Source organism: Falsiroseomonas sp. HW251 (assembly GCF_050563545.1).
In the GTDB taxonomy this organism is placed as follows: domain Bacteria; phylum Pseudomonadota; class Alphaproteobacteria; order Acetobacterales; family Acetobacteraceae; genus Falsiroseomonas.
The window spans coordinates 150,636-174,380 of record NZ_JBNXUM010000008.1 but is presented as its reverse complement, the minus strand read 5'-3'; the positions used below and the strand labels follow the sequence as shown (position 1 = coordinate 174,380).

25 protein-coding genes are annotated in these 23,745 nt (G+C 69.8%); 16 read left to right on the top strand and 9 right to left on the bottom strand.

Annotated features, from left to right (window positions below; all coding sequences use genetic code 11):
• Window positions 1-7: 7 nt before the first annotated feature.
• Both ACLF3M_RS11965 and ACLF3M_RS11960 read right to left on the bottom strand, forming a co-directional pair.
• A complete protein-coding gene (locus tag ACLF3M_RS11965) occupies window positions 8-1,108 on the bottom strand; it encodes an NADH:flavin oxidoreductase/NADH oxidase (protein WP_430657154.1) in 1,101 nt (366 codons plus the stop codon).
• Window positions 1,109-1,113: 5 nt separating this feature from the next.
• Entirely contained in the window at window positions 1,114-1,815 is a 702-nt protein-coding gene (locus ACLF3M_RS11960) for a hypothetical protein (protein WP_430657153.1), read from the bottom strand.
• Between the two features lie 71 nt (window positions 1,816-1,886).
• Between ACLF3M_RS11960 and ACLF3M_RS11955 the strand changes: the two genes are divergently transcribed.
• The 7 genes from ACLF3M_RS11955 to ACLF3M_RS11925 all read left to right on the top strand — a co-directional run bounded on the left by ACLF3M_RS11955 (window position 1,887) and on the right by ACLF3M_RS11925 (window position 9,128).
• Window positions 1,887-2,630 carry a GntR family transcriptional regulator gene (locus ACLF3M_RS11955; protein WP_430657152.1) on the top strand — a complete coding sequence of 248 codons (744 nt, stop codon included), beginning with the start codon at window positions 1,887-1,889 and terminating at the stop codon, window positions 2,628-2,630.
• Entirely contained in the window at window positions 2,627-3,379 is a 753-nt protein-coding gene (locus tag ACLF3M_RS11950) for an SDR family NAD(P)-dependent oxidoreductase (RefSeq protein WP_430657151.1), read from the top strand. The genes ACLF3M_RS11955 and ACLF3M_RS11950 overlap by 4 nt, the downstream gene beginning before the upstream one ends.
• Window positions 3,372-4,136, top strand: a complete 765-nt coding sequence (locus ACLF3M_RS11945; RefSeq protein ID WP_430657150.1) for an SDR family NAD(P)-dependent oxidoreductase — start codon at window positions 3,372-3,374, stop codon at window positions 4,134-4,136. Before ACLF3M_RS11950 ends, ACLF3M_RS11945 begins: the two co-directional genes overlap by 8 nt.
• On the top strand, window positions 4,136-4,963 hold the full coding sequence (locus ACLF3M_RS11940) for a polysaccharide deacetylase family protein (protein ID WP_430657149.1): 828 nt from the start codon (window positions 4,136-4,138) through the stop codon (window positions 4,961-4,963). Before ACLF3M_RS11945 ends, ACLF3M_RS11940 begins: the two co-directional genes overlap by 1 nt.
• Before the next feature lie 20 nt (window positions 4,964-4,983).
• Window positions 4,984-6,573, top strand: a complete 1,590-nt coding sequence (locus ACLF3M_RS11935) for an ABC transporter substrate-binding protein (RefSeq protein WP_430657148.1) — start codon at window positions 4,984-4,986, stop codon at window positions 6,571-6,573.
• A 710-nt stretch (window positions 6,574-7,283) separates the two neighbouring features.
• On the top strand, window positions 7,284-7,706 hold the full coding sequence (locus ACLF3M_RS11930; RefSeq protein WP_430657147.1) for a CopG family transcriptional regulator: 423 nt from the start codon (window positions 7,284-7,286) through the stop codon (window positions 7,704-7,706).
• A gap of 129 nt (window positions 7,707-7,835) precedes the next feature.
• Window positions 7,836-9,128 carry an extracellular catalytic domain type 1 short-chain-length polyhydroxyalkanoate depolymerase gene (locus tag ACLF3M_RS11925; protein ID WP_430657146.1) on the top strand — a complete coding sequence of 431 codons (1,293 nt, stop codon included), beginning with the start codon at window positions 7,836-7,838 and terminating at the stop codon, window positions 9,126-9,128.
• Window positions 9,129-9,146: 18 nt separating this feature from the next.
• On the opposite strand, the gene ACLF3M_RS11920 is transcribed toward ACLF3M_RS11925, so the two are convergent.
• Complete coding sequence (locus ACLF3M_RS11920; RefSeq protein WP_430657145.1) at window positions 9,147-9,338, bottom strand: DUF3489 domain-containing protein; 192 nt, start codon at window positions 9,336-9,338, stop codon at window positions 9,147-9,149.
• A gap of 430 nt (window positions 9,339-9,768) precedes the next feature.
• Here ACLF3M_RS11920 and ACLF3M_RS11915 point away from each other — a divergent pair, with 430 nt between their 5' ends.
• Together ACLF3M_RS11915 and ACLF3M_RS11910 are read left to right on the top strand one after the other, a co-directional pair.
• Window positions 9,769-10,212 carry a hypothetical protein gene (locus ACLF3M_RS11915; protein ID WP_430657222.1) on the top strand — a complete coding sequence of 148 codons (444 nt, stop codon included), beginning with the start codon at window positions 9,769-9,771 and terminating at the stop codon, window positions 10,210-10,212.
• Entirely contained in the window at window positions 10,112-10,405 is a 294-nt protein-coding gene (locus ACLF3M_RS11910) for a hypothetical protein (protein ID WP_430657216.1), read from the top strand. Before ACLF3M_RS11915 ends, ACLF3M_RS11910 begins: the two co-directional genes overlap by 101 nt.
• A 29-nt stretch (window positions 10,406-10,434) precedes the next feature.
• On the opposite strand, the gene ACLF3M_RS11905 is transcribed toward ACLF3M_RS11910, so the two are convergent.
• From ACLF3M_RS11905 to ACLF3M_RS11895, 3 genes are read right to left on the bottom strand one after another with little or no spacing between them, the layout of a single operon-like run.
• Window positions 10,435-11,082, bottom strand: a complete 648-nt coding sequence (locus tag ACLF3M_RS11905; protein ID WP_430657144.1) for a ThuA domain-containing protein — start codon at window positions 11,080-11,082, stop codon at window positions 10,435-10,437.
• Window positions 11,083-11,100: 18 nt separating this feature from the next.
• Complete coding sequence (locus ACLF3M_RS11900) at window positions 11,101-12,201, bottom strand: Gfo/Idh/MocA family protein (RefSeq protein WP_430657143.1); 1,101 nt, start codon at window positions 12,199-12,201, stop codon at window positions 11,101-11,103.
• A complete protein-coding gene (locus ACLF3M_RS11895) occupies window positions 12,198-13,433 on the bottom strand; it encodes an ROK family protein (protein WP_430657142.1) in 1,236 nt (411 codons plus the stop codon). Before ACLF3M_RS11895 ends, ACLF3M_RS11900 begins: the two co-directional genes overlap by 4 nt.
• Before the next feature lie 200 nt (window positions 13,434-13,633).
• Here ACLF3M_RS11895 and ACLF3M_RS11890 point away from each other — a divergent pair, with 200 nt between their 5' ends.
• The 5 genes from ACLF3M_RS11890 to ACLF3M_RS11870 are packed head-to-tail and all read left to right on the top strand — an operon-like array spanning window position 13,634 to window position 18,937.
• Window positions 13,634-14,896 (top strand): ABC transporter substrate-binding protein, encoded by a 1,263-nt coding sequence (locus ACLF3M_RS11890; protein WP_430657141.1) that lies wholly within the window; start codon window positions 13,634-13,636, stop codon window positions 14,894-14,896.
• 13 nt (window positions 14,897-14,909) lie between these two features.
• Window positions 14,910-15,848 (top strand): carbohydrate ABC transporter permease, encoded by a 939-nt coding sequence (locus tag ACLF3M_RS11885; RefSeq protein WP_430657140.1) that lies wholly within the window; start codon window positions 14,910-14,912, stop codon window positions 15,846-15,848.
• Window positions 15,848-16,669, top strand: coding sequence for a carbohydrate ABC transporter permease (locus ACLF3M_RS11880; protein ID WP_430657139.1), 822 nt, complete (start codon window positions 15,848-15,850; stop codon window positions 16,667-16,669). Before ACLF3M_RS11885 ends, ACLF3M_RS11880 begins: the two co-directional genes overlap by 1 nt.
• 23 nt (window positions 16,670-16,692) lie before the next feature.
• Window positions 16,693-17,754, top strand: a complete 1,062-nt coding sequence (locus ACLF3M_RS11875) for a sugar phosphate isomerase/epimerase family protein (RefSeq protein ID WP_430657138.1) — start codon at window positions 16,693-16,695, stop codon at window positions 17,752-17,754.
• A 1-nt stretch (window position 17,755) separates the two neighbouring features.
• The gene (locus tag ACLF3M_RS11870; RefSeq protein ID WP_430657137.1) at window positions 17,756-18,937 is read left to right on the top strand and encodes a Gfo/Idh/MocA family protein; all 1,182 of its coding nucleotides are present in this window, start codon (window positions 17,756-17,758) and stop codon (window positions 18,935-18,937) included.
• Between the two features lie 75 nt (window positions 18,938-19,012).
• Here ACLF3M_RS11870 and ACLF3M_RS11865 read toward each other — a convergent pair whose 3' ends face one another.
• Together ACLF3M_RS11865 and ACLF3M_RS11860 are read right to left on the bottom strand one after the other, a co-directional pair.
• The gene (locus tag ACLF3M_RS11865; protein ID WP_430657136.1) at window positions 19,013-20,038 is read right to left on the bottom strand and encodes a sterol desaturase family protein; all 1,026 of its coding nucleotides are present in this window, start codon (window positions 20,036-20,038) and stop codon (window positions 19,013-19,015) included.
• A gap of 74 nt (window positions 20,039-20,112) precedes the next feature.
• Entirely contained in the window at window positions 20,113-20,250 is a 138-nt protein-coding gene (locus tag ACLF3M_RS11860) for a hypothetical protein (protein WP_430657135.1), read from the bottom strand.
• A 472-nt stretch (window positions 20,251-20,722) separates the two neighbouring features.
• Between ACLF3M_RS11860 and ACLF3M_RS11855 the strand changes: the two genes are divergently transcribed.
• Window positions 20,723-22,030: a cystathionine gamma-synthase family protein gene (locus tag ACLF3M_RS11855; protein WP_430657134.1), complete on the top strand. Its 1,308-nt coding sequence runs from the start codon at window positions 20,723-20,725 to the stop codon at window positions 22,028-22,030.
• Window positions 22,031-22,146: 116 nt separating this feature from the next.
• Entirely contained in the window at window positions 22,147-22,464 is a 318-nt protein-coding gene (locus ACLF3M_RS11850; RefSeq protein ID WP_430657133.1) for a hypothetical protein, read from the top strand.
• Window positions 22,465-22,494: 30 nt separating this feature from the next.
• On the opposite strand, the gene ACLF3M_RS11845 is transcribed toward ACLF3M_RS11850, so the two are convergent.
• Complete coding sequence (locus ACLF3M_RS11845) at window positions 22,495-23,745, bottom strand: dihydrolipoamide acetyltransferase family protein (protein WP_430657132.1); 1,251 nt, start codon at window positions 23,743-23,745, stop codon at window positions 22,495-22,497.

The following is a 23,745-nucleotide window of genomic DNA, read 5'->3' as shown; positions in this document are numbered from 1 at the left end:
CTGCTCCTCACCGGCCGTAGGACGGGACGTCGGCGCGCGTTGCGGCGCGGGAATACGGGAAGGGCACCTCGATCGAGACGCCAAGCGCCTCCGCCGCGTGCCAGGGCCAGCGCGGGTCGTTCAGGAAGCCGCGCCCGATCGCGATCATGTCGGCCTGGCCGGCGGCGAGGATCGCCTCGGCATGCGCGGGCTCGCGGATCAGGCCGACAGCCATGGTCGGCATCGCCCCGGCTTCCCTGACCTTCGACGCGAAGCGGACCTGGTAGCCCGGGCCGCTCGGGATAGAGGCGAAGCTGTTGCCGCCGGTCGAGACGTCCACGAAGTCGCAGCCCAGCGCGCCCAGCGCACAGCCGAAGGCGGCGGCCTCCTCCGTCCCTATGCCGCGACCGTCCCAGTCCGTGCCGTTGAAGCGCACGCCGAGCGGTCGGTCCTCGGGCCAGGCGGCGCGCACCGCCTCGAACACCTCGAGCGGGAAGCGCATGCGGTTCGACGGGCTGCCGCCATAGGCGTCCTGCCGCCGGTTCGCGATGGGCGAGAGGAAGCTGCTGAGCAGATAGCCATGCGCGCCGTGGATCTCGAGCAGGTCGATGTCGAGCCGGATGCAGCGCCGAGTCGTTGCAACGAAGGCGGCGATCGCCTCGTCCATGTCGCGGCGGTCCATCTCGCGCGGGGTCGGCCAGTCCGGCGCGAAGGGGATGGCGGAGGGGCCGAGCACTTGCCAGCCGCCCTCGGCTTCCGTCGCGTGGCCGCGGCCCTTGCCGTCGGCGGGGTTGCGCAGGGAGCCTTTCCGCCCGGCATGGCCAAGCTGCAGGCCGATCGGCATGCGGCTGTATTCGCGCGCCACCGCCAGCACGCGGGCCAGCGCGGCCTCGTTCTCGTCGTTGTAGAGGCCGAGGCATTCGCGGCTGATGCGGCCGCGCGGCTCGACCGCCGTCGCCTCGATCATCAGCAAGCCGGCGCCAGAGAGCGCGAGGTGGCCGAGATGGATCAGGTGCCAGTCCGTCGCATTGCCGTCGCGTGCGCTGAACTGGCACATCGGCGCGATCACGATCCGGTTCGGCAGCGTCAGGCCGCGCAGCCGGATCGACGAGAAGAGCAGGCTTGGCACGCGCGTCAGCTCCTGGCCCCCGCGGTGAGCTTCAGCATCTCGGCGCGCGAGGCCGGCACGTCCGGCCAGGGATAGAGCCTGAGGCCCGCGAAGCCTTCCTCGTCTCCGATCGCTGCGCGAATCCAGTCCGGCAGCGCGGCGTTCGCCGCCGCCTCCGCCGGGCGGCGGTCCCATTCCGTCACGACCGCCAGCGCCGGGCGGAAGGACGTGCCGGTCGGCGTGTCCTTCCCGCGATGAAGCAGCCGCACGCCCTGCGCGCCGAGACGCCGCAGCGCGGCATCGCCCTCGTCGTCCAGCCACGCCGCGACCCGCTTCTCCAGTGAGGCGTCGCCAGGGAAGCGCCACATTAGCACCCAGTCCGCATGGAACGGCGCCGCCGGATCGCGCGACGGCAGGGGCGAGCCTGCGTGGTGGTGATAGACCGTGCGCGGGTTCGTGACCTCGGCGAGGATGGCGGGCCGGTAGGGATCGGCGGAGGCCAGGGCGCGGTAGCGCGCGAAGGGCGCGGAATGGAACAGGCTCCAGTCCTTGGCCTGGTATATGTCCACTACCGACAGCCCGCCCGAGACCGCGAGGTAGGAGGTGCAGGTCGTGAAGCCACCCTGGAACAGGTGGGGCGCGTGCACGCCGGCATACCAGGTCACGAAGTCCGGCAGGTGCTCCCGCGGCAGCGCGAGCTCGACGACGTAGAAGATGTCCTCGGCCATGCCGACCCGTTCCTCCTCATGCCTTGCGAAGACGCTTGCCACGACCGCGCAGATCGTAGTGTGATAACAAAATGCCGCAGGCCGCAATCACGAAAATCGCTGCCGGGGACGCTTCGCTGGAACAGCAGGCCTACGACGCCATACGCCACGCGCTGATGGGCGGCAGCTTCGTGCCGGGCGACAGGCTCTCCATCCGCAAGGTCGCCGCGGCCCTCGGCACCAGCCCGATGCCGGCACGCGCGGCGCTGCAGCGGCTGGTGGCGGAGCAGGTGCTGGACGTCACGCCCTCCGGCACGGCGGTGGTGCCGCTGCTGAGCCGCGCGGCCTTCCTGGAGCTCCGCGCCATCCGCCTGCAGCTCGAGCCGCTGGCGACGAGCCTGGCGGCCGCGCATCTCGGCAAGACCGCACTCGCGCGGCTGGAGCGGCGGATCGCGAAGCTCGATGCCGCACGCGACCGCGGCGACATGGCGGCGGTGCTGACGGAGAACCAGCACTTCATGTTTGAGATCTACGGCGCCGCGAGGTCGCCGATGCTGCTGAGCTTCATCGAATCGCTCTGGCTGCGCCGCGGCCCGATGTACTGGTTCGCGCGCGCTGAACTGCTGCGCTGGCGTGCGCCCTTCACGCGCCATAAGGCCGCGGTCGCGGCGCTGTCGCGTGGCGACGGCGCGGCCGCGGCCGCGGCGATCCGCGACGAGATCCAGAGCACAACGGATTTCCTGCTGGCCGAGCTGCGCTTCGCCGACGATCCGGCGCCGCCCCGCGGGGTCGCCGCGCTGAAGCTGCTGCAGGGCCGTGCGGGGGCACGGCCATGAGCGGCCGCTTTGACGGCCGGGTCGGCCTGGTCACCGGCGCCGCCTCGGGCCTAGGCCGTGACGTGGCCATGGCCCTGGCTGCGGAAGGCGCGCGGCTCGTGCTGATGGACCGAGATGCGGCGGCGCTGGATGGCGCGGCTTCGGCGATCGGCGCGGTGCCCGTGGCGGGGGACGTCTCCGTTGCCGCCGACATGGCGCGCGCGGCGGAGGCGCTCGACCGGCTGGGGCCGGTGCGGCTGCTTGTGACCGCGGCCGGCATGCTCGGCCCGACGCGCGCGCTGCCGGATGTCGAGGAGACCGATTGGGACCGGCTCTTCGCGGTCAACGTGAAGGGCACCTGGCTCGCGCTGAAGCACGCGCTGCCGCGCATGGAGGCCGCGGGCGGCGGCGCGGTGGTCACCATCGCCTCCGGCGCGGGGCTCGCCGGCAACGCCATCTTCCCCGCCTATTCCGCCAGCAAGGGCGCGGTGGTGCTGATGACGCGCAGCGTCGCGGTCTCTCACGCCGCGCAGGGAATCCGCGCCAACACCGTCTGCCCCGGCCAGATCGACACGCCGATGCTGCGCGGCGTCTTCGATGCGCTGGGCGAGGAGGCCGCCGCGGTCGAAGCGACGTTCAAGGCGCGCAACCCCTCGCGCCGCTTCGGCGCGCCGTCCGAAGTGACGGGCGCCGTGCTGTTCCTGCTGAGCGACGCCGCGTCCTACATCAACGGCGCGGCGCTGCCGATCGATGGAGGCCGCCTTGCCTGACGCCGCCCGCTTCGCCGGCCGCGTGGCCATCGTCACCGGTGCCGCGCGCGGGATCGGCGCCGGCGTCGCACGGCGGCTCGCCGAAGAAGGCGCCGCCCTTCTGCTCGCGGATCGCGAACCGATTGTGCAGGACGTCGCCGCCTCGCTCGGCGCGACGGCGCTCATTGTCGACGTCGCCGCACCCGATGCGGGCGAGCGGATCGCGGCTCTGGCGCTGGAGCGTCACGGCCGCATCGACGTGCTGGTGAACAATGCCGGCATCGGCGGGTCGAAGCCGCTGTCGGAATCCGACGATGCGCTGCTGGCGCGGCTGATCGACGTGAACCTCGGCTCGGTGCTGCGCGTGACGCGCGCGGTGGTCCCGCACCTCCCGCGGCCGGGCGGCGCCGTCGTCAACGTCGCCTCGGTCTATGGCCTGGTCGGGCATCCCGGCACGATCGGCTACGCCGTCGCGAAGGCTGGCGTCGCGCAGTTCACGCGCACGCTGGCGGCGGAACTCGGTCCCGCCGGCATCCGCGTTAACGCCGTCGCGCCGGGCCTGATCGAGACGCCGATGACCGCCGGCCTGCTGGAAGGCGACTGGTACCGCCGCACCATGCTCGCGCCGACGCCGCTGCGCCGCGCCGGCCAGCCGGAGGAGGTCGCCGCGGCCATCGCCTTCCTGGCCTCTTCCGATGCATCCTTCGTGACCGGCCATGTCATGGCGGTTGATGGCGGCTGGCTCGTTGCGCGCCACCCGCCGCGGGAGGAGAACTGATGATCGACATGAGCGTGAAATGGCCGGACGGTGCGCGGGTCGCCGTGGCGCTGACGTTCGACTTCGACGCGGAGACGCTGTGGCTGTCGCGCGATCCCTCCAACGCGCGGCGGCCCGGCACCCTCAGCCAGGGCACATACGGCGCCAAGGTCGGCGTGCCGATGATCCTGCAGACGCTGAAGGAGGCCGGCGTGAAGGCCACCTTCTTCATCCCGGGCTGGACGGTCGAGAACCACGCGGATCGCGCCGGGATGATCCTGCGCGAGGGCCATGAGATCGGACACCACAGCTATTCCCACGCCTGGCCCGACCCCGACCGCCCCGACAAGGACGTCGAGGAGATGGAGCGCGGGCTCGAGGCGCTGAAGCGTGTGCTCGGCGTCGTGCCGAAGGGCTATCGATCGCCCGCCGGCGAGACGACGGACGAGCTGGTGCGGCTGCTCGACAGGCACGGCTTCGAATACGACAGCTCCATGATGGGAGACGTGAACCCGTACCGCCTGCCGCATCCCGATGGTGGGCGACAGCTGGTGGAGCTCCCCTATCACTGGAGTCTGGACGACGCACCTTTCACGCTGTTCTCGGTGAAGACGCCGCGGCCGATCATGACCAACGGCCATATCCGCGAGATCTGGCAGGACGAGTTTAGCGAGATCCACCGCTGGGGCGCCTTCTATCACCTGGTGATGCACCCGCAGCTCAGCGGCCGGCCGAGCCGCATCGCGCTGCTGCGCGGGATGATCGACTTCATCCGCGGCTTCGACGGCGTGTGGTTCGCCACCTGCGCCGAGGTTGCCGCGGCCTGGGTGGCACAGGAAAAAGCATAGGACGGGGAGGAGGAAGAGTGATGCTGACGAGACGGACGGCCTTGGCCGGGATCGGCGCCGCGGTGACGGCGGGCAGCGCGCGCGCGCAGTCTCGCGCGCAGCCGCTGCGCTTCGTGGTGAATGTCGGGCTGCAGAACCTCGACCCGATCTCCAGCCCGTCCTTCGTCACTCGCAACTTCGCCTATCTTGCCTTCGACACGCTGGTCTCGATGGATGGCAAGGGCGAGTACCGCCCGCAGATGCTGCAGGGCTGGGAGATCAGCGCGGACCGCCTGACCTGGACCTTCGTGCTGCGACCGGGCCTGGAGTTCCACGATGGGACCAAGGTGACGGCAGAGGACGCCGTCGCCTCGCTGAAGCGCTGGGGCGGGCGGGACTCGATCGGCCGGCGCCTCATGGCGGCGACCGCGGACCTGTCGGCCACCGACGAGCGGACCTTCGTGCTGAAGCTCGCGCGGCCCTTCGGCGGCGTGCTCGAAGCGCTGGGCAAGCCGAGCGTGCACGTCCCCTTCATCATGCCCGCCCGCATCGCGAACGGCACGCCGCCCGCGCAGCAAGTGCGGGAGATCGTGGGCTCCGGTCCCTTCATCTTCGAGCGCGAGGGCTGGGTGCCCGGCGAGCGCGCGCATTTCCGCCGCAACCCGCGCTACGTCCCGCGCGACGAGCCCGCGGACGGGCTGGCCGGTGGCAAGATCGCGAAGGTCGAGCGCGTGGAGATGCTGACCATGTCCGATCCCGGCCTGCGCGTCGCCGCGCTGCAGACCGGCGAAGTGGACTACCTGGAATACGCGCCGGTGGACTACCTGCCGCGCCTGCGCAGCAACCGCGCCATGACGATCGCGGCCGCGGGCGGCCAGGCCGAGCTGATGTATGCCGCGAGCCTCAACCACTACTTCCCGCCCTTCGACAACGTGCTGGTGCGCCGCGCCGTGCAGCAGGTGCTGGACCGCGAGGAGATCCTGGGCGGCGTTGGCTTCGGACCCGGCCTCGGCCAGCCCGACTGCACGTCTCTCTTCATGTGCGGCGCGGCCTACAGCAGCACGAACGGCTCCGACCTCATCGCGCGACCGAGCCTCGATCGCGCGCGAGAGCTGCTGCGCCAGGCCGGCTACAACAACGAGCGCGTCGTGCTGCTGCTGCCCGCGGACAGCCCGCTGCTGAACCCCTTCGGCCTGGTGCTGATCGATCGCATGAAGCGCGCCGGCTTCAACGTGGATGTGCAGGCCGCGGACTGGGCGACGCATGCGCAGCGCTGGGTGCAGAAGCAGCCGCTGGACCAGGGCGGCTGGAACATCGTCCCGGTCGTCTACACCGGCTTCGACCTGGCGAACCCGCTGTCCAACATGGGCGTCGGCTTCAACTGCACGGACAACCAGCCCTGGGGCTATTGCGACGCGCCGATGACGCCGGTGATCGAAGCCTTCGAGGCTGAGAGCGATCCCGCGAAGCGCCGCGAGCTCGCGGGACAGCTGCAGAAGCTGGCCTTCGAGGCCGCGACCTTTCCGATTGCCGGCCAGTTCCGGAGCCCCGCGGTCTGGCGGTCGGAGTTGCGCGGCGTCATCGACTTCGGCTTCCCCGTGATCTGGAACATCCAGAAGCCGGCCCGCTGAACTGACAGGGGCGGGATACGAGCCGGCGCATCTCATCGACACTCGCAGGCGCGCGGAGATCCTCGGACCACTACTGCAGCCGGGGTCCGACCCCCATCGGACTCTCGCTGCGCCACTAGTTCCGAACCTCTCCTGACGCAGGTACACGATCTGCAGTCGCAGCCGCTGCGCCTGCAGCCTCTTGGCCTGCAAGCCGAGTTCCGCCATGCGACGCGCCGTGTGCTCCCCGGCCAGGTCCCCACCCAGCGCCGCGATCATCGCGACCAGCGCGCCGGGATGCTTGGGCAGTTTGCTGTCGAACTCGTCCCACACGCCGCCACATCAGGGCAAGGTCCTATACCCGATCTCGCAGGGCGCATGCCCTTCGCGCAACGCGTTGCTCCTGCGACGGCTAACGACGGAGCGATCATTCCGTCGCGAGCGCCCGGCTCCTCAGCTCGCTGCGCGGCTGCGCGCCGGCAGCCTGCTTGGGCTTCTGTGACGCCGCTCGCTTTGGCGGCCACCAGCGCAGCCCGCGTCCGCTCGCTGATCAGCTCGCGATCGTTCTGCGCCGTCGCCGCGTAAATCCGCATTTATCAGGTCGCCTGCGCCGGGCAGGCGCTTTCGGTATCTCCAGGCGGCAAAGCCAACCAGCGTCATCGGAGGTGCTTGAAACCAGCCATGGAGGGTCCACTTACCATCCAGTCAGATGGTGATAGGATGTTTATGGGATGGCGGTCAACGTGCACGAACTGCGGCCCAAAGCCAGCAGCGACACCGAAAAGATCACGATCAACCTCGGCTATGTCGATCTCGGCCACATCGATCTGCTGGTGCAGGACGGCTTCTACTCGAACCGGACTGACTTCATCCGCACAGCAATCCGCAACCAGATCGAACGCCATGCGGACGCGACTAAACAATCCGTCGCCCGAAAGAGCCTGGATCTCGGGCTGCGGCACTTCAGCCGTGCGGATCTCGAAGCGGCCCGTGCAGCAGGCCAGCGTCTCGACATTCGGGTGCTCGGCCTTGCCAGCATCGCGGCCGATGTCACACCCGAGCTTGCTCAAGCGACGATCGCCTCGATCTCCGTCCTGGGGGCGCTGCAGGCCAGCGCCGCAGTGAAGGCCGCCCTCGCCGACCGCACCCGCTGACCGGGTGGCTGCCGACCCGCATCGGGACGGTGACCCTTCGTTTCCACCCTTGGCATTCCACGACGGGATGCAGAGCGAGCCTCCTCGTGAGGACGGCTGGCCTGTGTCCACGCATTGAAAGCACCAGATATGAACGCGATCCTCCCGAACCACATGCTCGAGGCGACCCGTCTCACCCGCGAAGGTAAACTGACCGAAGCCTCCGCGCTGCTGCAGCGTCTGTTCCGCGGTGAGGCGCCGGCTGACACCGCGGCGACCGTGCGGCAGGATACGGCAGGGCAGGCTGCTGGGCGTCTGCCGCGCGTCATCGACGTCGATCCCGAGACGGGCGAGGCATCCGGTCCCGCGCCGGCTCCAACTGCCGCGGAGCCGCGAACAGCAGCTACCGGCCGTTGGCCGGCCGCTGGCCTGGGCACGGCCACGATGCAGATGCCGGAAGGGCTGCGCGGCTTCCTCGACCAGATAAACCAGGGTGGCTTGGCTCAGGGCCTGGGCGCGTTGGCGCAGGGTGCAATGTCGCGTACGGCCGAGCCGTTGCCGGACGGCGCCCAGTTCGTGGCTGGGTCCTTCAGCAGCGACGCCGGCACCCGCGGCTACAAGCTCTACATCCCGAGCACCTATCGCGGCGAGGCGGTGCCGCTGGTCGTCATGCTGCACGGCTGCACCCAGTCGCCCGATGACTTCGCGGCCGGTACGCGGATGAACGCGCTCGCTGAGGAGCACGCCTGCCTGGTCGTCTATCCGGGCCAGACGCAATCGGCGAACGCCCAGAAGTGCTGGAACTGGTTCAGCCCGGGTGACCAGCGGCGCGACCAGGGCGAACCTGCGCTGATCGCCGGTATCACGCGCCAGATTATGCGCGACCACGCGGTCGACCCGAGGCGCGTCTACGTCGCCGGGCTGTCCGCCGGCGGTGCGGCGGCCGCTATCATGGCGCAGGCGTACCCCGATCTGTACGCCGCGGCCGGGGTGCATTCCGGTCTGGCCTGCGGTGCCGCGCGCGACATCCCCTCGGCCTTTGCCGCCATGCGCCAGGGCGCTGCCGCGCCACAGCAACCCGGACGCGCAGGAGCAGCTGGAAGAACCCGGCGTATCGTCCCGACCATCGTGTTCCATGCCGACAAGGACGGCACCGTCCATCCCCGCAACGGTGACCAGGTCATCGCCCAATCGGGTGCGGCCGGCGGCCTACGGACGGAGGTGCAGCGCGGGCAGGTGCCGGATGGCCACGCCTACAGTCGCACCATCCATGCCGATGCTGCAGGCCAGCCGGTCCTTGAGCAATGGCTGGTCCATGGTGGCGGCCATGCCTGGTCGGGCGGCAGCGCCGCCGGATCCTACACCGACCCGCGGGGCCCAGATGCATCGCGCGAGATGCTCCGCTTCTTCTTCGAGCATCCGCAGAGTGCCCAGGGCTGGTGACCACGCTGCCGGGTCGCCTCAGCCGGCGACCCGGTAGACCATGTACGAACCGCGCGCGCCCTGCTTGTTCGGGGCGGCCTGGCGGACCCGTTCCAGCACCTGGACCTCGATCCCCTGGCGCTCCTTCAGGCCCGCGAAGAAGCCGCGGACCGTGTGCTGCTGCCAGCCCGTGGCGTCGCAGATCTGCGCGACGGTGGCCCCCCTCCTCACGGCGGAGAAGGGCCAGAACCTGCTCCTGCTTCGTGCCCTCGCGCGGCTTGCGCGGCTCGCTAGGCTGCCGGGTCGGCCGGGGCGACTTGCCCGCCAGCGCGGTGCGGAGGGTCGCCATCGCGTCCTCCAGCGCTGGCCCTGGGGGGCTGGCCCAGCGAGGCGTCCCAGGCGGTCAGGACGGCCGTGGCGACCTCGGCGGAGGACAGGCGACCGAGGACGCCCAGGACGGCTTCAGCGGGCTCCTGCGCGACTTCTGCAGCCGCGACCGCGTCCTGCTCCGCGACGGTTGCCTGCGGCGCCTGACCCTGCGCCTGCCGGAAGCCGAGCTGCCGGCGCTGCTGTTCAACATCACCCGCGGCGTCGACGTGAAGCAGCAGCTCCCGCGCTTCGGCTCTGCGGCGTTCCCTCGCTCATCGTCATCTCGGCGACGGTGCTGTCCGCCAGGGACCTGCTCTGGGCCGCGGAGGGGCGGCGCATGCTGCTGGTCAACCGCGTCGCGGACGAGACCGACCTCCAATACGTCAGCTGCGACAGCATCGCCGGCACGCGCGCCGTCGCCGACCACTTCCACGAATGCGGCGTACGCCGCGTCGCCTATGTCGGGGGTCTCGCCCATACCGTCATCGCGCGGGAGCGGCGCGACGCCTTCATCACGCGCATCGCGGAGCACGGCATGACGCTGACCGATGCGGTGCATGCGGGAGAGTACAGCTACCTCGCTGGCTGGCTGGCAGGCGGCGCAGGCGCTATCCCTGGCGAAGCAGCCCGAAGCGATTTTCTTCGCCAACGACGTCCTGGCAGCCGGCGCGGGATGGACGCGCTGCGGAAGGTGCGTGGCCTGGCGAGCCCGCGACATGCTGGTGGCTGGCTTTGACGACATCCCGATGGCCGCATGGCCGCGCTACCAGCCGACGACCATCCGCCAGCCCGTCGAGCGCATTGTCGAGGAAGCTGTGGCCTGGGCGATGCCGGGCCCTCATGCCGGAACGGGCGCGCAGGACCTCAGGCTTTCCGGCGAGCTTGTCGTGCGGTCCTCGACGCTGCGCGATGCGGGTACCGCCACGTAGCGCCGCCTGACGTTGCCCGGCCGCGGCGATCAGTCCCGCGCCGCCCAGAGCAGGCCGCGGCGGACGATCGTGCGCATCTCCGGCACCTCGAACTCCGACGCGACATGACCGAGCGACGAGTAGAACACCCGGCCCTTGCCGTGCCGGCGCTTCCAGACCACGGGCATGACATGGCCCTCGATCCAGTCGGCGTGCTCGCCGCCGAAGGTGGTGGTCGCGAGCACCTCGTTGTTGGGATCGACATGCATGTAGTACTGCTCTGAACGGTAGGGGAAATCCTGGATCCCCTGCATGATCGGGTCGTCGGGACGCGTGATGTTGACGCGGTAGTCGATGATGTTGCCGGGATGCGCGACCCACTGGCCGCCGACGATGAACTGGTACTTCACCTCGTTGCGGAAGCTGTCGGCCATCTGGCCGTGAAAGCCGCCCATGCCGACGCCGGAGCGGATGGCGGCGGATAAGCCCTCAACCTCCTCCTTCTCGATGGTGGACATCGTCACCATCGGCACGATCAGGTTGAAGTTGGGCAGGGCGGGATCGGTGTAGGCTTCGGTGGTGTTCTCCGTCACCACGTCGAAGCCTTCCTCGCGCAGCATCCCGCCCACGATCGCGGCGCATTCCTCGGGCTGATGACCGAGCCATCCGCCCCAGACGATCAGGGCCTGCTTCGCCATGGTTCGCTTTCCTTCGCTTCAGTCGAGGTCGCCGAGCACGGAGCGCGGCGGCAAGGGGGCGGGGCGCTCGCAACGGCTTTCGATCTCCACCGTCCGGCCGCTATCGCTGGAACGTCCGAAGGCCTCCATGATCTCGAGCACGTGGAAGGCGACGTCGCCGTTGCAGCGATGCGGTCGGCCGGTGCGGATGGCGCGCGCCATGTCCGCCAGACCCAGGATGCGGAAATTGCCGTCGGCGAAGCCGTGGGAGAGCGGGACATCCGCCCAGGGCTCCCGCCGCTTCGCGAGCGAGACCGTGCCGCCGAACCGATTGGGATCGGGGACCACCAGGCTGCCCTCGGTCCCGTAGATCTCCATGTTGCCGTGGCGGTGCTGCCAGACGTCGAAGCTGGTCGTGACGGAGACGACGGCGCCGTTCACGAAGTGCAGCAGGCCCGTGACATGCGTCGGCGTCGCGACCTTGATGACCTCGCCGGTTTTTGGCCCGCTGCCGACCGTGCGCTCCGCGAAGCCCGTGGTGGTCGATCCCTGCACGCGCGCGACGGGGCCGAGCAGGTTCACCAGGTTCGTCAGATAGTACGGACCCATGTCGAACATCGGCCCGCCCCCCGCGGCATAGTAGAAGGCGGGATCGGGGTGCCAGTGCTCGTGCCCGTGATTGAGCATGAAGGCCGTGCCCGACAGCGGCGCGCCGATCGCGCCTTCGTCGATCAGCCGCCGCGCGGTCTGGTGCGCGCCGCCGAGGAAGGTATCCGGCGCGCAGCCCACGCGCAGCCCCGCACGCGCGGCTTCCTCCAGCAGCGGCCGCGCCTCGGCGGTGGAGGTGCCGAGCGGCTTCTCCGTATGCACATGCTTGCCGTGGCGGATGGCAGCGAGCGCGATCGGCACATGCGCCTGCGGCGTCGTCAGGTTCAGCACGACCTCGATCGCGGGATCGTCGAGCAGCGCCTCGACGCTCGTGGCGCGGATGCCGAATTCCTCGGCGCGCTTCGCTGCGGCTTCGGGGTTCGCGTCCGCGCAGCAGGCGATCTGCAACTCCGGAAAAAAATGCGCGGCGCCGCGCAGATAGGCCGCGCTGATGTTGCCGCAGCCGATCAGGCCGACGGTGACGGGCTTCATGCCGATGCTTCCTCCAAGCCCGGCCTGTTCCAGTCCGTGGCGTTCCATGGGGCTTCGTAGATGCGGCGGAGCACGATGGTGGCGGCGCCGCGCGCCCACATGTCGTCGCCCCAGCCGTGGAACATGATCTCGGTGCCGTCGCGGAGGCTCGGCAGCACGTTCGCCGCGACCGCTTCCAGCAGCGGCTCGCTCAGCAGCTTGCCGGCCCGCAGCCCCTCGCCGGTCAGGATGACGCGCGGCGGGTTGAGCAGGTTCACAAGGTTGGCGATGGCCAGCCCGACGGCGGCGCCGGCCTCGCGGAACAGCGCGGCGACCGCCTCCTCGCCGTCGCGCGCGCGCAGCGCCAGATCGTCCACGCGCTGCGGCGCGTCGTCGCCCTGCGTCAGCAGACCCGCTTCCTCCGCCTGGCGCAGCAGCCCCCAGTCCGAGGCATAGGCATCAAGACAGCCACGCTGGCCGCAGCGGCAAGGCCTGCCAGCGGCCTCCCCCTTGGTGTGGCCGAGCGCCGGGGCGATGCCATGCGCGCCGCGATAGACCTTTCCATCCACGATCAGCCCGAGGCCGATCGTGTTTTCCACGGTGACCACGGCGAAGGAGGAGAGGTCGCGACCGAGCCCGAACCAGTGCTCCGCCAGCGCCACGAGATTCGCATCGTTCTCCAGCAACGCCGGCACGCCGAGCCGCGCGGCGATCGCCTCGGCGAAGCGCACGGGGTTGGGACCGAGCACCGGGCTCCAGTGCGAGATCCCGCTGACGCCATCGATGACGCCGGGCAGGCCGACGCCGACGCCGCTGATCGCGTCCATGCGCAGGCCGGCATCGGCGACGCAGCGGCGCACGCCGTCCTCGACGAGGTCGGCGACGACGTCCGGCGCCTGGCGCGCGACGCGGACCGGCAGCACCAGGCTTGCCAGGCTCGCGCCGGTCGCATCGGTGACCGCGATGCCGATCCGGAAGGGCGTCAGCTTCACGCCGACGACGTGGTAGGCCTTCGGGTTGAGCCCGAGCAGCACGCGCGGCCGCCCGCGCGCGCCGTCGCCGCCGGAGCCGACGTGGTGGACGTCGACCAGCCCTTCCTCGATGAGTTGCGCGGTGATGGCGGAGACGGAGGCGGGGCTGAGTTCGGTGCGCGCCGCGATCTCGACGCGCGCGATCGGTCCGTCGCGGCGGATCGCATCGATCACGTGGTAGCGGTTGATCGCCCGCATGAGCTCGGGGTCGGCCGTTTTCATGCGGTCGTCGCGTTCCTCCGTGCGGGCAGGATTGGCCCCGTGCCGGGGAGCGTCAAGCGCTTAAATACGGCGGTCGAAAAAAATGCGTTCAGGCTACCGTGAGTGTGCAGATGGTTGTTGACGCGGCCTGCATCCGGCCAGCATGTTTATACGGAGCCTGAATTAACGAGGCGCGCCCGCAGGCGCAAAAGGAGGAAACGATGCACATCTGGCTGCGCGCAGCCGCCGTCGGCGCTGCACTGATGGCGTCCTCGCTCCCCGCCTTCGCCCAGACCACCATACGGTGGTTCATCTCGGAGAACACGCCGGAGACCACAGCCTGGCAGCGCGATGTCGCGCGACGCTACCAGGAAGCGCACCCGAATGTCCGCTTCAATATCGAGGTGATGTCGGGCGAGCCTTACAAGCAGAAGCTCGCGACGTCCTTGCAGTCGAACGAGCGCCCGCACCTCATCTACACCTGGGGCGGCGGCGTGATGTACGCGCAGGCCGAGGCCGGGCTGCTGCAGGACATCTCCGCGCAGATGCGCGGCGCCTGGGCGGACAGCCTCAACCCCGGCGCGGTCGAGGCGCTGAGCCGCCGCGGCGCCGTATATGGCGCACCGACCCACCAGACCATGGTCGCGCTGTTCTACAACCGCCGCTTGCTCGCCCAGGCCGGCGTGGATCCCGAGAGCCTTCGCACCTGGGACGGCCTGCTCGAGGCCGTGCGCAGGCTGCGCGCCGCGGGCATCCAGCCCTTCAGCGTCGGCGGGTCGGACAAGTGGCCGCTCAACATGATCTGGGCGAGCCTGTCGCTGCGCGTCGGCGGCCGCCAGGCCTTCGAGGCCGCGTTCAACCGCCAGGGCCAGGGCTTCGCCGGGCCCGATTTCCAGCGCGCGAGCGATCTCTTCAAGCAGCTGATCGACCTGCAGCCCTTCCAGCGCGGCTTCCTCGGCGACACCGCGCCGCAGGCCGCGGGCCAGTTCGGCGACGGCCGCGTCGCCCTTCAGGTCATGGGCAACTGGTTCGTCAACACCCAGCGCACGCAGAGCGCCAACCAGCAGGGCGTGCCCGACGGCGATTTCGGCTGGCTGCCCTTCCCGCAGGTCGAAGGCGGCCGGGCCGCGCCGAACGACGTGGTGGGCGGCGTGAACGGCTTCCTCGTCACCCGCGGCGCGCCGCCCGAGGCCGTTGACTTCCTGCGCTTCTACACGAGCCCTGCCATCCAGCGCGAAGCGGCCGAGCGCGGCTTCTTCATCCCGGCCTCCCGCGGCGCTGGCGAGGCGCTGCAGAACCGCATGCTGCGCGAGATCGCGGGCTACCTCTCGCGCGCGGCCTATGTGCAGAACTTCTACGACCAGATGCTTGGGCCCTCCGTCGGGCGTGTTGCGAACGACACCTCGGCTGACCTGGCGACCGGCCGGATCACCACGCGCCAGGTCGGGCGGATGATCCAGGACGCCTGGGAACTCGAGCAGTAAGGACGGGCCGAGAGTGAGCGGCGCACAGACCCTTTCCGCCCCGGCCGCGCTCGGCAATGCCGAGCGTGGGCGCCATCGGCGGCAGGCGGCACTGGCCCGCACTGCGACGGCAGGCGGCTTCCTGCTGCCCGCCACGCTGCTGTTCACGCTCTTCGTCGTGCTGCCGGTGGCCGAGGCCGCCTGGTACAGCTTCTATCGCTGGAACGGCTACGGCACGCCGACCAACTGGGTGGGCTGGCGCAACTACGAGCTGCTGTTCGCCAACACCGTCTTCGCGACGGCCGTCATCAACACCATGCTGGTCGTCGTGGTCTCGCTGCTGCTGCAACTGCCGCTGGCGCTCTGGCTGGCGATGCTGGTGGCGCGCGGCGGAAGGGTCAGCACGATCTTCCGCACGATCTTCTTCCTGCCTTATGTGCTGGGCGAGATCGCGGCGGGGCTGATCTGGCGCTTCGTCTTCGACGGCAATGTCGGCCTGATCGCCGCCGCGGCCCGGGCGCTCGGCTTCGATCCGCCCTTCCTGCTGGCGGACCCGGACCTCGCGATCTACACGATCCTGGCCGTCGTGGTATGGAAGTATTTCGGCTTCCACATGATGATCTACGTCGCGGGGCTGCAGGACATTCCGCGCGAGTTGCGGGAAGCCGCCGAGATCGACGGCGCTACGCGCTGGCAGTCCTTCCGCTACATCCTGCTGCCGATGCTCTGGCCGGCGATCCGGATCTCGATCTTCTTCAGCGTCGTGGGCTCGCTGCAATTGTTCGACGTCGTGATGCCGCTGACCGCGGGCGGGCCGTCCAACATGACTCACACCGTGGTCAGCTTCCAGTACACCTTCGGCATCACGCGCATGAACATCGGCTTTGGCAGCGCGGTCGGCGTGGTGCTGTTCATCGCCTGCGTCGGCTTCACGCTGGTCTATCGCCGCTTCGTCCTCAGGGAGCGCGACTGATGCGCGACGAATCCCCCTTCGCCCGCCACCTGTCGCTGCTCGCCGTCGCCGGCTTCGTGCTGATCCCGCTGGTCACCGTCGCGATCGGCGGCTTCAAGACGATGGGCGAGTTGCGCGTGAACCCCTTCGGCCTGCCGTCCGACTGGTACCTCGACAATTACCTGTCCTCGCTGACGAGCTGGCGGCTCTGGCGCTCGCTCGGCAATTCGGTGCTGCTGGCAGGCGGGACGGTGCTGCTGACGCTGGTCGTGTCGACACTGGCGGCCTTCGCCTTCGCGCAGATCCGCTTCTTCGGGAAGAAGCTGCTCTTCTCCTACTTCCTCATGGGGCTGCTGTTTCCCGCTGCCACCGCGATCCTGCCGCTCTTCATCCGGGTGCGGAACCTCGGGCTGCTCGACACCTACTGGGGTGTGATCCTGCCTCAAGCGGCGTTCGGGCTCGGCATGGCGATCCTGCTGCTGTGGGGCTTTTTCCGGCAGCTGCCGGAGGCGCTGTGGGACGCCGCTAATATCGATGGCTGCGGCTATGGCCGTTTCCTCTGGCATGTCGTGCTGCCGCTGTCGCGGCCGATCCTGGCGACGGTCGCGGTCTTCTCCCTCGTGCACAGCTGGAACAGCTACCTGCTTCCGCTGACGCTGCTGAACTCGTCCAGCTCCTATCCCTGGACGCTGACCATCATGGACTTCGCTGGCGAGTATTCGACGGACTGGCCCATGATCCTCGCCTTCATCACCCTCACCTTGGTGCCCGCCGTGATCTTCTTCCTCGTCGCGCAGAAGCAGATCGTCGCCGGGCTGACGAACGGCGCCGTCAAGGGCTGACCGCGCCGCCGGAGGAACGCGCCATGACCATGCGGACCATCAAGGGGCCGGCCATCTTCCTCGCGCAGTTCGCGGGGAATGCGGCGCCCTTCAACAACCTTCGGGACATCGCTCGCTGGGCGGCCGGCCACGGCTACAAGGGCGTGCAGATCCCGTCCTGGGACGCGCGCCTCTTCGACCTTGCGAAGGCCGCGGAGAGCAAGGGCTATTGCGACGAGGTGAAGGGCACCCTGGCCGAAGCCGGCGTCGCCCTGACGGAGCTGTCGACGCATCTGCAGGGCCAGCTTGTCGCCGTGCACCCCGCCTATGACCTTGCCTTCGACGGCTTCGCCGCGCCCGAGGTCCGCGGCAACCCGAAGGCGCGGCAGGAATGGGCGGTGAAGCAGATGAGCATGGCCGCGCAGGCCTCGCGCAACCTCGGCCTGACGGCGCATGCCACCTTCTCCGGCGCGTTGGCGTGGCCCTTCATCTACCCCTGGCCGCAGCGCCCCGCGGGCCTGGTCGAGACCGCCTTCGACGAACTCGCCGCGCGCTGGCGCCCGATCCTCGACGCCTTCGAGGAGGCGGGCGTCGATGTCTGCTACGAGATCCACCCCGGCGAGGACCTGCACGACGGCGTCACCTTCGAGATGTTCCTCGAGCGCGTCGGCAACCACCCGCGCTGCAATATCCTCTATGACCCCAGCCACTTCGTCCTGCAGCAGCTCGACTACCTCGACTACATCGACACCTACCACCAGCGCATCCGCATGTTCCACGCGAAGGACGCGGAGTTCAATCCGACGGGGCGGCAGGGCGTCTATTCCGGCTACCAGCCCTGGGCGAACCGCGCGGGACGCTTCCGCTCGCTCGGCGACGGGCAGGTCGATTTTGGCGCGATCTTCTCCAAGCTCTCGCAATACGGCTACGACGGCTGGGCCGTGCTGGAGTGGGAGTGCTGCATCAAGGACAGCGAGCAGGGCGCGGCCGAGGGCGCACCCTTCATCGCGAACCACATCATCCAGGTCGCCGCGCGTGCCTTCGACGATTTCGCGGCGAGCGGCGTGGACATGGCGACCAACCGCAAGCTGCTGGGTATCGGCTGAGATGACGATCGAGGCAGGCAAGGGTGGCGCGGCGGGACGGCGTCTGCGCCTCGGCATGGTCGGCGGCGGGCAGGGCGCCTTCATCGGCGCCGTGCACCGCATCGCCGCGCGGCTCGACGACCGCTACGAGCTGGTGGCCGGCGCGTTGTCGTCTGATCCCGCGCGCGCCAAGGCCAGCGCGGCGGAACTGCACATCGCGCCCGACCGCGCCTATGGCAGCTTCGAGGAGATGGCGGAGCGCGAGGCCGGGCGGCCCGACGGCATCGACGTCGTCGCTATCGTGACCCCGAACCACATGCACGCCGCGCCGGTTCGCGCGTTCGCCGATCGCGGCATCCACGTGATCTGCGACAAACCGCTGACGCATCGGCTGGAGGATGCGGAGGCGCTGGCGGGCGTGCTGCAGCGCGCCGGCATCGTCTTCGGCCTGACGCACAATTATACGGGCTATCCCATGGTGCGCCAGGCCCGCGAAATGGTCGCCGCCGGCGAACTTGGCGCCATCCGGGTCGTGCAGGTCGAGTATCCCCAGGACTGGCTGACGACGCGGCTGGAAGAGACAGGTCAGAAGCAGGCCGACTGGCGCACCGACCCCGCGCGGTCCGGAGCCGCGGGTTGCGTTGGCGACATCGGCACGCATGCCTTCAACCTCGCAGAATTCGTCACGGGCCTGACCTGCGACAGCCTGGCGGCGGAGCTCACAACCTTCGTCGCGGGACGCCGGCTGGATGACAACGCGCATATGCTGCTGCGCTTCGCTGGAGGCGCGCGCGGCAGCCTGTGGTCGTCCCAGGTCGCGCCAGGCAACGAAAACGGGCTGAAGCTGCGCGTCTTTGGCGAGAAGGGCGGGCTGGAGTGGCACCAGGAGCAGCCGAACGCGCTGCGCCTTGCGCCCTTCGGCGAGCCGCCGCGGATAATCAGCCGAGCCGGTCCCGGCTCCTCCGCCGTCGCCGGCCATGCAAGCCGTATCCCAGCCGGGCATCCCGAAGGCTATCTCGAGGGTTTCGCGCAGCTCTATCGCGACTTGGCGGAGCAGATTAGCGCGCGCATCGACGGGCGCGATCCCGATCCCACGTGCCTGCTGGTGCCCGGCATCGCGGAAGGGCTGCGCGGGATGCGGTTCATCCTCGCCGCGGTCGAATCATCGCGTCGTAACGCGGCCTGGACGCCGATCGCCGGCTGATGCATTTCGGAGAGTCTGCACTCCGCCCACTTCCACGGTAGCCGGTCAGACACCGGCTGCCACGAGGCTGATCCCCTATCGCCCCGACCTGGCGTCGGCGACCTTTTCCGAGATGTCGGCCCGGTTCCGTGCAACGCCAAGGAGAATGCCGATCTGCCGCATCCAGCTCGCCTGGACCGCCAGCATGGAAGCGAGCGCGTTGCCGCGATACAGCCGCTCCGGATCGTCGACGCCGATCGCAACAGGGCGCATCTCGCTCTCGATGTAGGTGCCGAACAGCCGATCCCAGATGACCAAGGTGCCGAAGTTGCGGTCGTGGTGCCGCTCTTCGACGGAATGGTGCAGCTCATGCGCGCGCGGGCCGAAGACCACGAGCCTCTCCAACGCAGGCAGGCCCGGCATGCGGGAATGCGAATAGAGCGTCTGCGCATTCATGCAGAGCGCCGCGAAGAGGATCGCCTCGCCGGGAAAGCCGAGCATCGCCGGCACCAGCATCCGCAGCAGCCCTTCCAGCGCGAGGTCCAGCGGATGACCGCGGAAGGCGGTGGCGACGGTCAACTCGTCGGCGGCGTGGTGGAAGGCATGCAGCGGCCAGAACAGCGCGGTATGCATCATCCGGTGTGACCAGTAGCCGACGAAGCTGACAACCAGCACGGCGAGCGGTGCCGCGAGCCAGAACGGCAGGTCGCGTGCGACAGGCACCACCGCGAGAGAAGGAATCGCGGCGGCGACAAGCCCGAAGGTGCCGAATGTCGCGATCGCGACGACCAGCTGGTCCGCCCGAGTGAGGCCAAGCACGAGGCACCAGAGATCGGTCTTCCCGCTGTCGCTGTCGCCCAGCAGAATCCTGGCGGAGCTGTCGTGCCAGCCGACGATCAGCATCTCGGCCGTCATCATAGCGGCGAAGAGCAGGATCGAGAGCAGCTCACCAGGCGCGACATGCAGCGCGAGCAGCGATGACCAGTCCGGCGCTTCGCCATGCAGCAGGGTGCGGGCGAGCGTGACGGCGATCTTCAGGCCGATGACGAGGCCGAGCGCCGCGGCGGCCAGCAGCGTGGCGGCGGCGATGTTGCGCATCAGGCGCGGCGTGGTTGGACGCATGACGAAGCCTCCCGTCAGAAAAGACGAACGGGACGCCCCGGTGGAGCGCCCCGTGTCGCCTCCCGCATCACGTGTCAGGCCAGCGTGGCGACGGCCAGCGTGACCTTCGCGGGCACCACCGGGTCCTGTGCGGGCTGCGCGGCGTTCAGCGCCATGACGCCCGGCAGGGCGGCGGCGAAGAGGGCGGCGGCGAGGACGAAACCCTTGAACATTGTCGATCTCCTGTTGGTCTGTGTTGTTGCCGGCACCAGCGCCGGCGGAGACCGTTATGCAGGAGCGACGTTTCGCCGCCGTGTTGCGACACGCCGCGCCGGGTTTCAGTTATGTCGCGGCACCGAAGCATTGTTGCCGGGCGGTACTGGAACGCAGCTGCTGGGAAAGCGGCGTTGTTGCCTTGCTTGTCGGACGCGCGGCGAGGGCTACTGCTGTACCCGACCCCAAGCAGACGTTAGTCGCCCCCATCGGCGCGACTGCTACGCTTAGCAGCAAGGACGTGGCCGATGTGCCCGGTCGCCGCCGCGTGCCTGAGCCGCCGCGCGGAACCTCCGGGCAGGCGGAGGCACGATGCGGCGCCCGTCGGCCAGGCGGCCGAACGAGGGGACGCAACTCTCGCGGCATCGCCCGCGTGCTGCATCTGCGCCGCGGTTCCGGCGTTCATGTCGCGCCAGCAGGAAGCCGAGCGGGTTGACCAGGGACCGCAGCCACGATGACAGGATCGGCAACCGGCGCCTCCATGCGGAGACGCTGATGCTGGGCTACGGCTACGATCCCGCCCTGTCCGAAGGCGCGGTCAAGCCGCCGGTCTTCCTGACCTCCACTTTCGTGTTCCGCTCGGCGGAGGAGGGGAGGGACTATTTCGACGTGGTCTCCGGCCGGAAGCCCGCGCCCGACGGCGGCGCCGGGCTAGTCTACACGCGGTTCAATCACCCGAACGCCGAGATCGTCGAGGACCGGCTCGCGGCCTTTGAGGAAGCCGAGGCCGCGCTCGTCTTCAGCTCCGGCATGTCGGCGATCGCGACAACGATCCTGGCCCATGCACGGCCGGGCGATGTTGTCCTACACTCCCAGCCGCTCTATGGCGGCACCGAGACGCTGCTGATGCGGACCTTCGCGGGCCAGGGTGTGCACGCGGAAGGCTTCGCGGACGGCCTGAGCGAGGCGGCCATTGTGTCCGCCGCGGACGCCGCGATGGCAAGGGGGCGGGTCAGCGTCATCTTGGTCGAGACGCCGGCCAATCCCACCAACTCGCTCGTGGACCTCGGGCTGGTGCGCGACGCGGCGGAGCGGATTAGCCGTGCCCAGGGGCATAGGCCCGTCATCGTCTGCGACAACACGATGCTCGGCCCGGTCTTCCAGAAGCCGCTCGCGCATGGCGTCGACATCGCCGTCTACAGCCTGACCAAGTATGTCGGCGGCCACAGCGACCTCGTCGGGGGGGCGGTGACGGGAAGCCGCGAGCGGATCCAGCCGATACGCCTGCTCCGCGGCGCCATCGGCACGCAGCTTGATCCGCACTCCTGCTGGATGGTCGGCCGCTCTCTCGAGACGCTGTCGCTCCGCATGCGCGAGGCGGCCCGGAACGCCGAGGCCGTTGCGGCCTTCCTGGCCGGCCATCCCAGGGTGGCGCGCGTGCATGCGCTGGGCTCCCTGCCGCAGGGTAGCGACGCGCAACGCGTCTACCACGCGCAGTGCACCGGCCCCGGTTCGACCTTCAGCCTGGAGATCCGGGGCGGGCAGGCCGAGGCCTTCCGGATGCTGAATGCGCTCCGCGTCTTCAAGCTCGCCGTGAGAATGGGCGGCACGGAATCGCTCGCGAGCCACCCGGCCTCGACCACCCATTCCGGCGTGCCGAAGGAGACGAGGCAGCGCCTCGAGATCACGGATGGCCTCGTTCGCCTCTCGATCGGGATCGAGCACCCCGACGATCTGATCGCTGACCTGGAGCAGGCGCTCGAGGCCGCCGGACCGCCGGGGGACGCGGAGCGGAGCTGATGGTGGTCATTCCGCAACCAAGCCAGGAAGCATCGGCCAGGCCGGCCGCGGCGCCCCAACCCCCTTCGGGATGGCCGACGCGAAACTCGACGGCGGCCTCGCCTCCGCGCGGCTGGGTGACCTGGGCAGCGGGCGCCGCGGGGCTGCTGGTCACGGCGGGCTGTGTCGTCCTTGCGATGCAGGTCGCCTCGGCCTCGCATCGCATGGCGACGCTGGAGGCTCGTGCCACGGCCCTTGCTGGCGAGGTGGAGGCATTGCGGTCGGGCGAGACTGCCGCTGCGTCGCGCGCCGCCGAGTTGCGCGCGCAACTCGATGAGGTGCGGCGGCAGGTCGACGCGCTGCAGGCCCGCGCGCCGACGCCGGCGTCGCCACTCCAGGCCGTCCCGCGCGTGCCGCCGCCGCCTCCGGCACCGCCGCGCGCAGCGGGGCGGTGAACCGCCTGGGGCTGCCCTGGCCGTTTCCCGTCAGCCGCGGTCCGGCACGAAGAGCAGCGACGGCGTCTCGAGAAGCGCCTTGATGCGGCGCACGAAGACCGCGGCGTCGTGGCCGTCGATCACGCGGTGGTCGAAGGACGAGGACAGGTTCATCATCCTGCGCGGCACGACGCCGACGCCCTCCTGCCAGACGGGACGGGTCGCGATCCGGTTCGTGCCGATGATCGCGACCTCCGGCGCGTTGACGATGGGCGTGCTGGCCAGGCCCCCCAGCGGGCCGAGGCTGGTGATGGTGATGGTGGATCCGCCGAGTTCCTCCCTCTTCGCCGATCCGTCGCGCGCAGCCTCCGCGACCCGCCGAATGCCGTCGGCGCAATCCCAGAGCGTCAGGCGTTCGGCGTGGCGCATCACGGGCACCATGAGGCCGTTCGCCGTCTGGGTGGCGATGCCGAGATGGACGGCGCGCATGCGACGGATCAGGTTCGCCTCGTCGTGGTAGTGCGCGTTCATCTGCGGGAACTCTGCGACCGCGCGCATCACCGCCAGCGCCAGGAAGGGCAGAGGCGTGAGCCTGGGCCGGTCCGCGATGCCTGGCTCCGCGTTGAGCGTGGCGCGAAGCTCCTCCAGCGCGGTGACGTCCACTTCCTCGACATAGGAGAAGTGCGCGACGCGCCGCGCGGAGTCGGCCATCCGCTCCGCGATGCGGCGGCGCAGGCCGATGACCGGAAGCTCCTGCACCTCGTCGCCGCTGACCGGCGGCCGTCTGCCGCGGAGCAGGACAGCGTCGAGATCCGCATGCAGGATGCGCCCCTCCGGCCCCGTGCCCGTGATGCCGGAAAGGTCGAGGCCGAGATCGTGGGCCCGCCGCCGCACCGCCGGCGAGCACAGCACGGAACGCTGCGGCGCGTGCGAAGCCGCCGGCGCCGGCTGCGGCGCGAGTCGTGGCGTCTCGGCTGCGGGCGCCGCCGCGGCCGCGGCGGGCTCCGGCCTGGCCGGCTCGGGCGCGGCGGATGCGGGCTCGGCCGCCTGCCTTGCCGCCGGCGCTTCCAGCCGCAGCAGTTCGCTGCCGACAACGAGCTTCTCGCCGACCTCGCCGCCGAGCGCGGTGACGGTGCCAGCGCAGGGGGCAGGGATCTCGACTGTCGCCTTGTCGGTCATCACCTCGGCGATGACCTGGTCCTCGCTGACGGCATCGCCGACCTGGACGTGCCATCCCACCAGTTCGGCCTCGACGATGCCTTCGCCGATGTCGGGCAGCTTTACGACGAAAGTCGCGCCCAT

What these genes read in the sequence shown, in the direction of transcription:
- ACLF3M_RS11960 (WP_430657153.1), bottom strand. Translation starts at nt 1,815, where the DNA reads ATGGCCGAGGACATCTTCTACGTCGTCGAGCTCGCGCTGCCGCGGGAG.
- ACLF3M_RS11955 (WP_430657152.1), top strand. Translation starts at nt 1,887, where the DNA reads ATGCCGCAGGCCGCAATCACGAAAATCGCTGCCGGGGACGCTTCGCTG.
- ACLF3M_RS11950 (WP_430657151.1), top strand. Translation starts at nt 2,627, where the DNA reads ATGAGCGGCCGCTTTGACGGCCGGGTCGGCCTGGTCACCGGCGCCGCC.
- ACLF3M_RS11940 (WP_430657149.1), top strand. Translation starts at nt 4,136, where the DNA reads ATGATCGACATGAGCGTGAAATGGCCGGACGGTGCGCGGGTCGCCGTG.
- ACLF3M_RS11935 (WP_430657148.1), top strand. Translation starts at nt 4,984, where the DNA reads ATGCTGACGAGACGGACGGCCTTGGCCGGGATCGGCGCCGCGGTGACG.
- ACLF3M_RS11930 (WP_430657147.1), top strand. Translation starts at nt 7,284, where the DNA reads ATGGCGGTCAACGTGCACGAACTGCGGCCCAAAGCCAGCAGCGACACC.
- ACLF3M_RS11925 (WP_430657146.1), top strand. Translation starts at nt 7,836, where the DNA reads ATGAACGCGATCCTCCCGAACCACATGCTCGAGGCGACCCGTCTCACC.
- ACLF3M_RS11905 (WP_430657144.1), bottom strand. Translation starts at nt 11,082, where the DNA reads ATGGCGAAGCAGGCCCTGATCGTCTGGGGCGGATGGCTCGGTCATCAG.
- ACLF3M_RS11900 (WP_430657143.1), bottom strand. Translation starts at nt 12,201, where the DNA reads ATGAAGCCCGTCACCGTCGGCCTGATCGGCTGCGGCAACATCAGCGCG.
- ACLF3M_RS11895 (WP_430657142.1), bottom strand. Translation starts at nt 13,433, where the DNA reads ATGAAAACGGCCGACCCCGAGCTCATGCGGGCGATCAACCGCTACCAC.
- ACLF3M_RS11890 (WP_430657141.1), top strand. Translation starts at nt 13,634, where the DNA reads ATGCACATCTGGCTGCGCGCAGCCGCCGTCGGCGCTGCACTGATGGCG.
- ACLF3M_RS11880 (WP_430657139.1), top strand. Translation starts at nt 15,848, where the DNA reads ATGCGCGACGAATCCCCCTTCGCCCGCCACCTGTCGCTGCTCGCCGTC.
- ACLF3M_RS11875 (WP_430657138.1), top strand. Translation starts at nt 16,693, where the DNA reads ATGACCATGCGGACCATCAAGGGGCCGGCCATCTTCCTCGCGCAGTTC.
- ACLF3M_RS11870 (WP_430657137.1), top strand. Translation starts at nt 17,756, where the DNA reads ATGACGATCGAGGCAGGCAAGGGTGGCGCGGCGGGACGGCGTCTGCGC.
- ACLF3M_RS11865 (WP_430657136.1), bottom strand. Translation starts at nt 20,038, where the DNA reads ATGCGTCCAACCACGCCGCGCCTGATGCGCAACATCGCCGCCGCCACG.
- ACLF3M_RS11860 (WP_430657135.1), bottom strand. Translation starts at nt 20,250, where the DNA reads ATGTTCAAGGGTTTCGTCCTCGCCGCCGCCCTCTTCGCCGCCGCCCTG.
- ACLF3M_RS11845 (WP_430657132.1), bottom strand. Translation starts at nt 23,745, where the DNA reads ATGGGCGCGACTTTCGTCGTAAAGCTGCCCGACATCGGCGAAGGCATC.